Annotated in this window: 12 protein-coding genes and 1 pseudogene; 5 read left to right on the plus strand and 8 right to left on the minus strand. The window is 72.9% G+C overall.

Annotated features, from left to right (window positions below):
• Positions 1-496, plus strand: a 496-nt coding sequence (locus L615_RS21030; protein WP_186449962.1) for an Ig-like domain-containing protein, incomplete at its 5' end; no start/stop codon positions are given.
• Here the strand turns inward: L615_RS21030 and dapC are convergent.
• On the minus strand, positions 493-1605 hold the full coding sequence (dapC, locus tag L615_RS21035) for a succinyldiaminopimelate transaminase (protein ID WP_145726368.1): 1113 nt from the start codon (positions 1603-1605) through the stop codon (positions 493-495). The genes L615_RS21030 and dapC overlap by 4 nt on opposite strands.
• A 16-nt stretch (positions 1606-1621) precedes the next feature.
• Positions 1622-1948, minus strand: a complete 327-nt coding sequence (gene fdxA, locus L615_RS21040) for a ferredoxin (RefSeq protein WP_028657297.1) — start codon at positions 1946-1948, stop codon at positions 1622-1624.
• Positions 1949-2788: 840 nt separating this feature from the next.
• Between fdxA and L615_RS24785 the strand changes: the two genes are divergently transcribed.
• Positions 2789-2956, plus strand: coding sequence for a hypothetical protein (locus tag L615_RS24785; protein ID WP_186449964.1), 168 nt, complete (start codon positions 2789-2791; stop codon positions 2954-2956).
• Here L615_RS24785 and L615_RS21050 read toward each other — a convergent pair.
• Both L615_RS21050 and L615_RS21060 read right to left on the minus strand, forming a co-directional pair.
• The gene (locus L615_RS21050; protein ID WP_028657299.1) at positions 2950-3447 is read right to left on the minus strand and encodes a GNAT family N-acetyltransferase; all 498 of its coding nucleotides are present in this window, start codon (positions 3445-3447) and stop codon (positions 2950-2952) included. The genes L615_RS24785 and L615_RS21050 overlap by 7 nt on opposite strands.
• A pseudogene (locus L615_RS21060) lies at positions 3440-4967 on the minus strand (cystathionine beta-synthase). The gene L615_RS21050 and the pseudogene L615_RS21060 overlap by 8 nt, the downstream one beginning before the upstream one ends.
• A gap of 36 nt (positions 4968-5003) precedes the next feature.
• Here L615_RS21060 and L615_RS21065 point away from each other — a divergent pair.
• Positions 5004-6023, plus strand: a complete 1020-nt coding sequence (locus L615_RS21065; RefSeq protein ID WP_036519510.1) for an SGNH/GDSL hydrolase family protein — start codon at positions 5004-5006, stop codon at positions 6021-6023.
• Between the two features lie 663 nt (positions 6024-6686).
• On the opposite strand, the gene L615_RS21070 is transcribed toward L615_RS21065, so the two are convergent.
• The 3 genes from L615_RS21070 to L615_RS21080 form a co-directional block, all read right to left on the minus strand.
• Positions 6687-7571: a Bax inhibitor-1/YccA family protein gene (locus L615_RS21070; protein WP_145726370.1), complete on the minus strand. Its 885-nt coding sequence runs from the start codon at positions 7569-7571 to the stop codon at positions 6687-6689.
• Positions 7572-7684: 113 nt separating this feature from the next.
• Positions 7685-9169, minus strand: coding sequence for a cellulase family glycosylhydrolase (locus L615_RS21075; RefSeq protein WP_186449965.1), 1485 nt, complete (start codon positions 9167-9169; stop codon positions 7685-7687).
• Between the two features lie 41 nt (positions 9170-9210).
• On the minus strand, positions 9211-9903 hold the full coding sequence (locus L615_RS21080) for a cyclopropane-fatty-acyl-phospholipid synthase family protein (RefSeq protein WP_145726372.1): 693 nt from the start codon (positions 9901-9903) through the stop codon (positions 9211-9213).
• Between the two features lie 126 nt (positions 9904-10029).
• Between L615_RS21080 and L615_RS21085 the strand changes: the two genes are divergently transcribed.
• On the plus strand, positions 10030-10659 hold the full coding sequence (locus L615_RS21085) for a ClpP family protease (RefSeq protein ID WP_145726373.1): 630 nt from the start codon (positions 10030-10032) through the stop codon (positions 10657-10659).
• Positions 10656-11255, plus strand: a complete 600-nt coding sequence (locus L615_RS21090; RefSeq protein WP_145726374.1) for a ClpP family protease — start codon at positions 10656-10658, stop codon at positions 11253-11255. Before L615_RS21085 ends, L615_RS21090 begins: the two co-directional genes overlap by 4 nt.
• Positions 11256-11288: 33 nt before the next feature.
• On the opposite strand, the gene L615_RS21095 is transcribed toward L615_RS21090, so the two are convergent.
• Entirely contained in the window at positions 11289-11606 is a 318-nt protein-coding gene (locus L615_RS21095; protein WP_145726375.1) for a helix-turn-helix transcriptional regulator, read from the minus strand.
• Between the last annotated feature and the right edge of the window lie 264 nt (positions 11607-11870).

The raw sequence follows: 11870 nt of genomic DNA on the forward strand, positions 1-11870 counted from the left end.
CGGGCAGGAGGTCAAGCCGTTGTGGGGCGGCTCGACCGTCCAGCCCGGCGCGACCCTGCGCCACCAGTGGACCCGCGACGGGAAGCCGATCGCCGGCGCCACCGGTACGACGTACCGGCTCCGGCCCGCCGACGCCGGGCACCGCGTCGGGCTCATCGTCACGGCGTCCGCACCGGACCACAGCGACTGGCAGGGTGAGGCCCTCACCGGTCGGGTCGCGAAGGCGGCGACGCGGACGCGGGCGAGCGCACGCGTGCTGCCGGGGCGCGCGGTGCGCCTGAAGGTCCGGGTCACTGCCGCCGGCGTCCCGGCCCCGGGCGGGACCGTCGTGGTCCGTGAGCGCGGCCGGGTGCTGGGGAAGGTGCGCCTGGTCCGCGGCGCAGCGACGATCACCCTGCCGCGGCGCACGAAGGGCGCGCACACCTATGGCGTCGCCTACCGCGGCGCGACCGGCCTCAAGGCGTCGCAGGCGCGGGCGAAGGTGCGGGTGCGCTAGGCCTGCCCGGACAGGCGGGCGACGGCGGCATCGATCCGCTCGTCGCTCGCCGTCAGGGCGATCCGCACGTGGTGGTTGCCGGCAGCGCCGTAGAAGGCGCCCGGCGCCACCAGGATCCCCTGCGCGGCGAGCTCGGAGACCAGCGCCCAGCTGTCGGGGCCGTCCGGTCCCTTCGTGGTCCAGAGGTAGAGCGCGGCCTCGGAGTGCTCGATCGTGTAGCCGGCACCCTCGAGGGCCGCGCGGAGCTTCGTGCGGCGGGCGCGGTAGCGCTCGTGCTGCTCCTTGACGTGGGCCTCGTCGCCGAGCACCGCGACCATGGCGCGCTGCGCCGGGGTCGGCATCATCATCCCGAGGTTCTTGCGCACCGCGAGCAGCTCGGCGACGACCGCGCGGTCGCCGGCGACGAAGCCGCAGCGGTAGCCGGCGAGGTTGGAGCGCTTCGACGTCGAGTGGACCACGAGGATCCCGTCGGCCGACCCGCCGCAGATGTCGGGGTGCAGCACGGAGAGTGCCTCGCCCTCCCACACGCAGTCGAGGTAGCACTCGTCGGAGACGAGCAGGACGCCGCGCTCACGACACCAGTCGACGACCTTCCTGAGGTGCTCGGGCGGGAGCACGCGACCCGTCGGGTTCGACGGCGAGTTGATCCACAGCAGCGCCGGCGTCTCGGGGCCGAAGGCGGTCAGCGAGTCGGTCGCGACCGCCTTCGCCCCCACCAGCGCGGCGCCGACCTCGTAGGTCGGGTAGGCCAGCGCCGGGTAGCCGATCACGTCGCCCGGGCCGAGGCCGAGGTACGACGGCAGCGTGGCGATGAACTCCTTGGAGCCGATCAGCGGGAGCACCTGGTCGGTGTCCAGCCCGGTGACCCCGTGGACACCCGCGAGCCAGTCGACGACGGCCTGCCGCACCTCGGGCAGCCCCACGGTCGTGGGGTAGCCCGGGGCGTCGACGGCGTCGGCGAGGGCGCGGCGCGCGACCTCGGGCGTCGCGTCGACCGGCGTGCCGATCGACAGGTCGACGATCCCGTCCGGGTGCGCCCGGGCGGTCTCGGCGAAGCTGGTGAGCTTGTCCCAGGGGAAGTCGGGCAGCCGGCCCGAAACGGCTCCCAACGTGATCAACGGGAGCTCAGTGGTCCTGGTTCTGCGGCGGGAGCGCAGCGACGAACTCGGCGTCCTTGTCGATCTCGCCCATCTTCGCGGCACCACCGGGCGAGCCGAGGTCGTCGAAGAACTTCACGTTCGCGTCGTAGTAGTCCTTCCACTCCTCCGGGACGTCGTCCTCGTAGAAGATCGCCTCGACCGGGCAGACCGGCTCGCAGGCGCCACAGTCGACGCACTCGTCGGGGTGGATGTAGAGCATCCGCTTGCCCTCGTAGATGCAGTCGACGGGACACTCGTCGACGCACGCGCGGTCCTTGACGTCGACGCACGGCTGCGAGATGACGTAGGTCATCGGGTTCCTCCTGGACCAGGACTGAAGTGAGGGCCTGCGGGCCGACACGAAACACTTTCGTGTCGGAGCCCAGCCTAGTATCCCCGGCGTGAGCGACGTGCACGGACCCGCCCCAAACACTGGACAACACCGACTGGGGCCGCACGTCGTCGGCCAGCGGGTGGTCGTGCGCCGGCTGCTGCGCGGCGAGACCGGACCGACCGGCGGCCCGGCGTTCACCGACCTGCTCGGCACCTGCCTGTCGTGGAGCGAAGGCGCCTGCGTCGTCCAGCCCGAGGAAGGTCCGGCGGTCACGATCGCGCTGGCCGACATCGTCTCCGGCAAGCCGGTGCCGCCGCGGCCCGCCTCCCGGCTGCGGGTCAGCACCCGCGAGGTCGAGGGCCGCACCGCCGCGCTGTGGCCGGGGACGGAGCGGGTAGCCCTCGGCGAGTGGGAGCTGCGCTCCCAGCCCGACGACGGCACCCGGCTGCGCAAGCGCGCCAACTCCTGCCTCGCCATCGGCGACCCGGGCCGACCCGTCGCCGACGCCGCGGCGGAGGTCGTCGCGTTCTACGAGGCCCGCTCGCGCGAGCCGCTCGCCCAGGTGGAGGCCGGGTCCGACGTCGAGGACCAGCTGCACGCGCTGGGCTGGCGCGACCTGGGGTACGGCGAGGCCGAGCTCCGGCTCGCGTCGGTGTCCCGCGTGCGTCGTACCCTCGGCCGGCAGCGGCACGACGTCGAGCTCTCCGTGACGGGCGCACGCGCGGTGGCGAGCGCCGGCAGCGGGTGCGACCCGCTGGCCGAGGGCCGGGCGCACGTCGACGGCGACTGGCTCNCCGCCGGCGCGGCCTCGCCTCCGCGGTGCTGGCCGAGCTGCTCGACTGGGGCGCCGAGCAGGGAGCGTTGACGGCGTGGCTGCACGTGGAGACGGCCAACGCCGATGGCACGGCGTTCTGGGAGGCGCTGGGGTTCGCGCCCCACCACACCTGCCGGTACTACCGGGCCCCTCAGCCGGGCGCCGGTCAGTAAGTGGCGAGGGCGGTCAGCGCGTCGCCGGTGAGCCGGTAGGTCGACCACTCGCTCATCGGACCGGCGCCGAGCGCCTCGTAGAACTCGATCGACGGGGTGTTCCAGTCGAGCACGGCCCACTCGACGCGACGGTAGCCGCGGTGCACCGCGATCCGGGCGAGCGCGGCCAGCAGCGCCTTGCCCAGGCCGCTCCCCCGCGCCGCCGGGTCGACGAACAGGTCCTCCAGGTAGAGCCCCGGCGTGCCGGTCCAGGTGGAGAAGGTGCGGAACCACAGCGCCATCCCGACCACCTCGCCGGCGGACTCGGCGACGAGGACGCTGGCCACCGGGTCGTCGCCGAACACCCAGCGGTGCAGGTCCTCCTCGGTGGTCTCGACCGCGTCCGGCTCGCGCTCGTACTCCGCCAGCGCGCGGACCAGCCGCAGGACGTCGGGGACGTCGCGCGGCTCCGCAGCCCGGATCCCGGTCGGGAGGACCGGGAGGTCAGCCACGCGCGAGGAACGCCAGCAGGTCGTGCCGGGTGAGCACGCCGACCGGCTTGCCGTCCTCGTGGACCAGGACCGCGTCGGCCGACTCCAGCAGCGGCACCGCGGCGGTGGCGTCCTCGGTCGAGCCGATCGTCGGCAGCGCCGGCGACATGTGCTCCTCGACCGGGTCGCTGAGCCGGGCCTTGCCGGTGAACAGCGCGTCGAGCAGTGCTCGCTCGGACACCGAGCCGGCCACCTCGGCGGCCACGATCGGCGGCTCCGCGCGGACCACGGGCATCTGCGAGACGCCGTACTCCTGCAGGATGCCGACAGCCTCGGCGATCGTCTCGTTCGGGTGGGTGTGCACCAGCGCCGGGATGCCGGCGGTCTTGGTCTGCAGCACCTCGCCGATCGTGCGCGCCGGCTGCGGCTGGCAGTCGTCGTTGAAGACCTTGCTGAGGTAGCCGCGACCGGAGTCGGGCAGCAGCACGACGATCACCGCGTCGTTCTTGCCCTCCGCGGCGAGCTCNGTGCACCAGCGCCGGGATGCCGGCGGTCTTGGTCTGCAGCACCTCGCCGGTGCTGAAGCCGTACTGCGCCAGCCAGTCGTCGTTGAAGACCTTGCTGAGGTAGCCGCGACCGGAGTCGGGCAGCAGCACGACGATCACCGCGTCGTTCTTGCCCTCCGCGGCGAGCTCGCCGGCCAGCTGGCGCGCGGCGAACGCGGCCATGCCGGACGAGCCGCCGACGAGCAGCGCCTCCTCGCGGGCGAGTCGGCGGGTGAAGGCGAACGAGTCGGCGTCGGAGACCTCGATGATGCGGTCCGCGATCTCGCGGTCGTAGGTCTCGGGCCAGAAGTCCTCGCCGACGCCCTCGACGAGGTACGGCCGACCGGTGCCGCCGGAGTAGACCGAGCCGGCGGGGTCGGCGCCGACCACCTGGACCGCGGCGTTCTGCTCCTTGAGGTAGCGGCCGATGCCGGAGATCGTGCCGCCCGTGCCGACGCCGGCGACGAAGTGGGTGATCCGGCCCTCGGTCTGGCGCCAGATCTCGGGGCCGGTCTCCTCGTAGTGCGAGCGCGGGTTGTGCGGGTTGGAGTACTGGTCGGGCTTCCAGGCGCCCGGCTGCGAGGCGAGCCGGTCGCTGACGTTGTAGTAGGAGTCGGGGTGCTCCGGCGGGACGGCCGTCGGGCAGACGACCACCTCGGCGCCGTACGCCCGCAGCACGTTGCGCTTGTCCTCGCTGACCTTGTCGGGGCACACGAAGATGCACTGGTAGCCCTTCTGCTGGGCCACCATCGCCAGCCCCACGCCGGTGTTGCCCGACGTGGGCTCGACGATCGTCCCGCCGGGCTGCAGCGCGCCGGACTCCTCGGCGGCCTCGATCATCCGCGTCGCGATGCGGTCCTTCACGGACCCGCCGGGGTTGAGGTACTCCACCTTGGCCAGCACCAACGGTCCGTCGGCGGGAAGGTCGAGCGAACGGTTGAGCCGCACCAGCGGGGTGTCGCCGATGAGCTCCAGCAGGGACTCCACGTACTCCATGCGCTCACCGTATCGGGCAGTTCGTAGGCTGTGCGCGTGAGCAAGGCGTCCGCTGCACGAAAGCTGGCTGCTGCTGCCCTCTACGGCGGCGGCGGGCTGTCCGCGCTCGGAGCCGGCCTCTACGGGGTGCTCACCGCGGAGGCCAGGCTGGCGAGGAAGACCATCGGTCCGGCCCGCGAGGATCCGCCGCCGGACGCCACCGGCTGGTACGGCCGGGGCCGTCCGGGACCGGCGATCAAGATCGCGCTGCTGGGCGACTCCAGCGCCGCCGGGTACGGCGTCGAGCGGGTCGAGGACACCCCGGGCGCGCTCATCGCGTCGGCGATCGCCGAGCACGCCGACCGCCGCGTCTACCTGCGCGCGTTCTGCGTCGTCGGCGCCAAGTCGTCCGACCTCGCCGCCCAGGTCGACCGGGCGCTGCCCATCGAGCCCGACGTCACGATCGTGCTCATCGGCGGCAACGACGTCACGCACACGATGCGCCCGTCGCACTCCGTGCGCTACCTCGCCGAGGGCGTGCGCCGGCTGATGTCCGCCGGCTCCGAGGTCGTCGTGGGCACCTGCCCCGACCTCGGCACGGTCCAGCCGATCGCCCCTCCGCTGCGGCAGGTCGCCCGGGCCTGGTCGCGGCGCCTCGCCGCCGCCCAGACGATCGCGGTCATCGAGGAGGGCGGCCGGACCGTGTCGCTCGGCGACATCCTCGGACCGGAGTTCGCCGCCGCGCCCGCGCTGCTCTTCGGTCCGGACCAGTTCCACCCGTCGGAGGAGGGCTACCGGGCGCTGGCCCGCGTCCTGGTCCCCTCCCTCCTCGCCGCCCTGGAGCAGGTGCCCGAGGAGGAGGTCGGCCTCGAGGCCTTCCGCGGCGAGGGCGTCCTGCCGATCACCCGTGCCGCCGTCCAGGCCGTCAACGAGCCGGGCACCGAGCTCGACGGCACCGAGGTCGCCGGCCGCCGTGCCGGCGTGCGCGGCCTGTGGGTCGAGCTGCGGCACCGCCGCAGTCGCCAGCACGTGCCCGGTGAGGCTCCGGAGGACGCGGAGGCCACGGCGGTGGAGTGAGTCGGGCCGGCCGCCCTTGGCTGGCCTGTTGGCTGGTCTGGCTGCTGGCTGTGGTGGGTGGCTGGTCTGGCTACTGGCTGTGGTGGGGGCTGGTCTGGCTGCTTCGGGCCCGGTGGGGCGCCTGCGGCGCCTCCTGGCGGCCCCTCCCGACCGGCTGCAGACCGCGCCGCGGCCGGCGTCCACCCCACTACGCCAGCCGATCTGCCGACCGAGGCCGACCGCGACCCGACTTGCCGGCCGGGAGGACCGCCCGTCCGGCACCTCCGGCGCCCCACCGGACCCTCACCGGGGGCTGGGTGGGGATGTCGTTCGTGGTGGGTGGTGGGTGTTGCTCGCCGGCGTGAACGCTCGGGCCGGTCAGGCGCCTGCGGCGCCTCCCGGCGGCCCCTCCCGACCGGCTGCAGAGCGCGCCGCGGCCGGCGTCCACCCCGCTACGCCAGGCGATCTGCCGACCGACGCCGACCGCACCCCGACTTGCCGGCCGGGAGGACCGCCGTCCGGCGCCGCAGGCGCCTTCCTCCTAATGCCGACGGCCCCGGTCCCACCGAGGTGGGCCGGGGCCGTTCGTGCTCCGACGCCGGCGCCCAAGACGCGTCGAGGGCGAGGGCGGGCCCGGAGGGTCCCCCTCGCCCTCGACTGGGCGACGCGCTCGCGCGGACCAGGTCAGTCCTGCTGGAGGATCGCGAGGATGCGGAGCAGGTTGGTGTAGATCCAGACCAGGCTCACGAGCAGCGCGAACGAGGCACGCCAGGACTCGCGCTCCGGGATGCCGTTGCGGACGCCCTGCTCGATGAAGTCGAAGTCCAGGATCAGCATGAAGACACCGAGGACGAGGCCGCCGATGGCGAACACGAGGCCGAGGCCGCCGAAGCCGAAGAGGCCGAGCTGGCTGCCGAAGAGGCCGAGGACGACCTCCATGAGGCTGAGGGCCACCATGCCGAACATCGCCGCGATGACGAAGGTGCGGAACTTGTTGCCGACCTGGATGTCGAAGAACTTGTAGGCAGCCAGGGTGCCGGCGAACGCGGCGAAGGTACCGATGACGGCCTGTACGACGATGCCGCCGTAGGAGCCGGAGTCGGCGCCGAAGGCGGCGTCGTAGAACTTGCTCAGCGCACCGAGGGCGACACCCTCGGCCACGGCGAACGCCATCACCAGCGCCGGGCTGACCACCCGCTTGAACGAGTTGACCAGCGACAGGATGAACGCGGCACCCGCACCGATGATCATGAAGGTCGACAGCGTGGCGATGGCCTCGGTGCTGTCGATGTCAGGGGTGAGGAACCAGGTCACCGCGGCGGCGAGGATCGTGATGCCGAGGGTGATCGCGGTCGTCTGGACGACCGAGTCGATGGTCATCCGGCCGGTGCCGCGGGTGGGGGCCGGGGTGGGCGTGGGCTGGCCGGGCTCGCCGTACCCGCCGTAGGGCTGGGGCTGGCCGGGCTGGCCGTACTGGTTGTACTGCGGCTGGCCGAACCCCTGGTATGCGCCTGCTCCGCTCCGGTTGAACTCCTCGGAGCGCCGGAACACCGGGTTGTTGCTCTGCATGATCTCCTCCGCAGGTCTGCGAGTCGTCTGGGCTCCAGTCTAGGGGCCCGATGCTGGTGGAACGCCTGACGTGACCGGTTCGTTCCCGTGTCACCTACCCGATCGAAGGCTGGTCAACGTCGGGTGACGCGGACCGTGACCTCCTGGCCGGGCGTGTCGGGGCGCACCTCGATGCGTCCGGAGGTGCCGGGCTGCCACTGGCCGCCGGTGACCTGGACGTCGTGCCCGTCGGGGTAGTGCAACGGGCTGACGAAGATCTCGGTGGGGGCGTCGATGCCGTTCGAGCGGTAGCGGTAGGTGAACTCGCCGGTCGCGGTGTCGAAGTCCATGGCGAGCGGGGTGCCGGCGGTGGCCTGGGCGTAGGTGCGGACCAGGACCCGCAGCTTGTCGGCCTTGACCGAGCCGAGATCGGCGTCGTCGTGGAAGAGGCCCTGGGCCTCGTCGGCGGTCGTCGGGTCCTGCCACTGCTTGTAGGCCCAGTGCGTCCAGCCCATCAGGTTGCGGTCGGCGACGGCGGCGTCGATCTCGACGGCGCGGACGTTGTCGGTGGCGCCCCACTCGCTGAGCAGCGGTACGGCGTGCATCCGCTCGGCCTGGGCCAGAGCGGTGGTGGTGCGCTCCTGGCTGAACTTCCAACAGTTCTCGACGTTGCCGAGCGGGAGGCCCTGGGACTCGAGGAAGACGTCCTGGCAGTAGTTGTGCCAGGAGTAGCCGAGCTGGTCCTCCCCCGGCATCGGCTCGAGGAACGTGGGCACCTGGCGGCCGGCCGCGAGCTGCTCCCACCACACGACGTTGTCGGGGTCGACCTCGCGGATGGCGCGGGTCGCCTTCTCGTAGGCCGGCTGCAGCTCCTTCGTGTAGCTCTGCCGGCAGCCGTTGGTGAAGCAGGTGAGCCACTCCAGGCCCATCCACGGCTCGTTCATCAGGTCGTAGCCCATGAGGTAGGGCTGGTCCTTCCACCAGTCGGCGGCGATGCGCCACGCGGCGGCCCAGTGGTCGACGCCCTTGTGCTTGTTGGCCCAGAACTCGTCGAAGACGAGGGAGTTCTCCGGGGTCCAGTAGCCCATGGGGAAGGGCAGGTTGATCGGCGGCAGCAGCGAGAGCAGCGCGGGACGGCGCAGCGCCCAGTCGGGGACGCCCTCGCCGCCGTACACCTCATGGAACTGGTCCTGGTGCATGTCGAGCTGCATCCAGATGCCGCGGTCGGCGAGCAGGTCCATGACCCGCTGCCAGCCCTGGCGGTACGACGGGTCGCCCGCGCCTGGTGCGGTGGGCGTGATCCCGGCCCACAGGGTGCCGAGGCGGACCGCGTTGAAGCCGTGCTCGGCGAGCCAGTCGGCGTCCGCGGCGGTGAAGCCCTCGGCGGTGGCCGGCGGGACGTAGGGGTCGAGCTTCCACACGAGGTTGAACCCGTGGACGATGACGACCCGGCCGTGCTGGTCGACGAGCCAGCGGCCCTCGCGGCGCAGCTGCGGCGGCTCCTCGTCGGCCGATGCGGTCGGGGCCGGCAGGGTGAGCGCACCGACGGTGGCCAGGACCAGCGTGGCCGCGAGCACGACCGCACGGCGCAACCGACTAGAACGTGTTGCAGGGAGCACGTCCGGCAACATACTGCACGGACGTGACCTGCGTCACTGGCTCACCTCGCGCGGCGGCGCAGCCGGACCACGGTGTCGCGGACGTGCAGCGGGCCGTCGGCGGTCTCCTGCACCCGCTCGGGGGTGTCGGCGACCTCCACCTCCCACGGCGAGCCGGGCTGGTCGACGCCGAGCGTCGTCAACACGCGCTCCGGCTCGAACAGCAGCCCGGGGCCGTGGTCGTGGCGGGCGCCGCTCTCGACGTCGTGCGGGTGGTGGGCGGTGACCAGGAGGCGTCCGCCGGGGCGGACGGCCGCCGCGACGCCGCGGTAGACGTCGTCGAAGTCCTCGACCGGCACGTGCAGGAAGCTCACCGTCACCAGGTCGAACGTGCGGCGGCCAGCCGGGCGCGGGTCGTCGAGCGCGTCGTAGAAGCCGATCCGCACGCGGTCGGCGACGCCCTCGTCCTCGGCGTGGGTCGCGACGCGGGACAGCGCGACCTGCGAGACGTCGACGGCGGTGACCTTCCAGCCCTGCTTCGCCAGCCAGATCGCGTCCGCGCCCTCGCCGCACGCGACGTCGAGCGCGGTGCCGGGTGTGAGGTCGGCGACCTGCTCGACGAGGCGCTGGTTGGGCCGGCCGCTCCAGACCCGCTCGCTGCCGGAGTAGCGCTCGTCCCAGAATCCGGCGGTGAGTGCCTCGCGGAGCCCCTCGAGCGAGTGGTCGTGCGCGTCCTCGCGGTGGTGTCGGTGCATGGGACAACTGTGTCGGTTCAGGTGGACCTGAGGTCAAGCGGGGTGGTCCGTCCGCTGTCGGCAGCGGGCATCCGCCGTGGGCAGAACCTGCTGGTCCGGGCCCTCGTCGCGACGCAGGGTGGCGCCATGAGCAACGACAACAGCCCCCGACTCTTCGACGACCGGCGCCGGCGCGAGCTCCTGCAGCAGCGGGTGGTCGTCCTCGACGGCGCCCTGGACGACGACAACGGCGTCGTGATCGCGACCCAGCTCGTCGACCTCGCGACCGAAGACCCCTCCGCCGACGTCGCGCTGTGGATCCACTCCCCCGGCGGATCGGTCCCGGCGATGCTCGCGATCCGCGACGTGATGCGCCTGGTGCCCTGCGACGTCTCGACGCTCGCGCTCGGCATCGCGTGCAGCGCCGGACAGTTCCTGCTCTCGGCGGGAACACGGGGGAAGCGACGGGCCCTGCCCCACTCGCGGATCCTCATGCACCAGGGCTCCGCCGGCATCGGCGGCACCGCCGCGGACGTCGAGCTGCAGGCCGAGGACCTGCGGCACATGCGCGACACCGTGCTCGGGCTGATCGCCCAGGACACCGGCCAGCCGGTGGAGCGGGTCTTCGAGGACTCGCTGCGCGACCGCTGGTACACCGCGAGCGAGGCCCTGGAGTACGGCTTCGTCGACGAGGTGGTCACCTCCTTCGACACCGTCGCCCCGCCGGTACGACGCTCGGTCGGCCTCGGCACCTTCGTGGCAGGAGCGGCGCGATGAGCAGCTACACGATCCCCAACGTCATCGCCCAGCACCCGCGCGGCGAGCGGATCATGGACGTCTACTCCCACCTGCTGACCGAGCGGGTCGTCTACCTCGGCACCGCGATCGACGCCGGCGTGGCGAACGCCCTCGTCGCGCAGCTGCTCTTCCTCGAGGCCGACAACCCGGACCGCGACATCCAGCTCTACGTCAACTGCGAGGGAGGCGACCCGAGCGCGATGCTCGCGGTCCTCGACACGATGCAGTACGTGCGGCCGCAGGTGGCCACGACCTGCGTGGGCCAGGCCGTCGCGGTGGGCGCCGTGCTGCTGGCCGCCGGTGCCCCGGGCAAGCGCTCGGCGCTGCCCCACGCGCGGGTGGTGCTGCACCAGCCGGCCGCGCAGGGGCGCGGCCCGATCCCGGACCTCATCCTCCAGGCCGACGAGGTGGTCCGGGTCCGGTCCGAGATCGAGAAGGTGCTGTCGCGGCACACCGGCCAGGACGTCGCGACGCTGCGCGCCGACACCGACCACGACCGCGTGTTCACGGCCGAGGCCGCGCGGGAGTACGGCCTGGTCGACCAGGTGATCGCCGAGCGCCCGGCGCTCGCCTGACCGCCCGGGCGCGGGCCGTGGCCGACCGGGCGGTCAGGCGACGAGCGCCAGGGCGCTCGCGCCGCCGACCGGCCGCAGCGGGCGGGCCGGCCCCACGTCATACAGCTCACCGACGACGGCGGAGGTGATCTCCAGCAGCGAGCTGCCCAGCGCGCCGGTCACCGCGGCGATCATCTCGCTGCTCGGCTCCTTGAGCCCGCGCTCGATCTCGGAGAGGTACTGCGGCGAGATCCCCGCCCGCTCCGCGGTCTCCGTCAGCGTCCAGCCCCGCTCGCGCCGCGCCCGCCTGAGCTCGCGCCCCAGCAGGTCCCGCCAGAGGGGTTCGGTGTCGGTCCCGGTGTCGTCGGCCATGCTTCATCGTAGGTCGACCTCCACCCGCTTCCGCGTGGTCGCCGGGGACTTCTGCTCTGGGCAGAATCAACACTGTTGGTTGAGGTGCGAGGCCAGCCCCCGCCGGTGGTTGAGGTGCGAGGCCGCCCGCGGCCGAGCCCCCGCCGGTGGTTGAGGTGCGAGGCCGCCCGCGGCCGAGCCTCGAAACCACCCGCCCCGGTTCACCGGACTGTGCCGGGCACAGCCCGCCTCGTGGGGCCCGGAGGTTTCGAGGCTCGGCGCCGG

Source organism: Nocardioides sp. J9, from assembly GCF_007829375.1.
Lineage (GTDB): Bacteria > Actinomycetota > Actinomycetes > Propionibacteriales > Nocardioidaceae > Nocardioides.

What these genes read in the sequence shown, in the direction of transcription:
- L615_RS21085 (WP_145726373.1), top strand. Translation starts at nt 10,030, where the DNA reads ATGAGCAACGACAACAGCCCCCGACTCTTCGACGACCGGCGCCGGCGC.
- fdxA (WP_028657297.1), bottom strand. Translation starts at nt 1,948, where the DNA reads ATGACCTACGTCATCTCGCAGCCGTGCGTCGACGTCAAGGACCGCGCG.
- L615_RS21080 (WP_145726372.1), bottom strand. Translation starts at nt 9,903, where the DNA reads ATGCACCGACACCACCGCGAGGACGCGCACGACCACTCGCTCGAGGGG.
- L615_RS21090 (WP_145726374.1), top strand. Translation starts at nt 10,656, where the DNA reads ATGAGCAGCTACACGATCCCCAACGTCATCGCCCAGCACCCGCGCGGC.
- L615_RS21095 (WP_145726375.1), bottom strand. Translation starts at nt 11,606, where the DNA reads ATGGCCGACGACACCGGGACCGACACCGAACCCCTCTGGCGGGACCTG.
- L615_RS21070 (WP_145726370.1), bottom strand. Translation starts at nt 7,571, where the DNA reads ATGCAGAGCAACAACCCGGTGTTCCGGCGCTCCGAGGAGTTCAACCGG.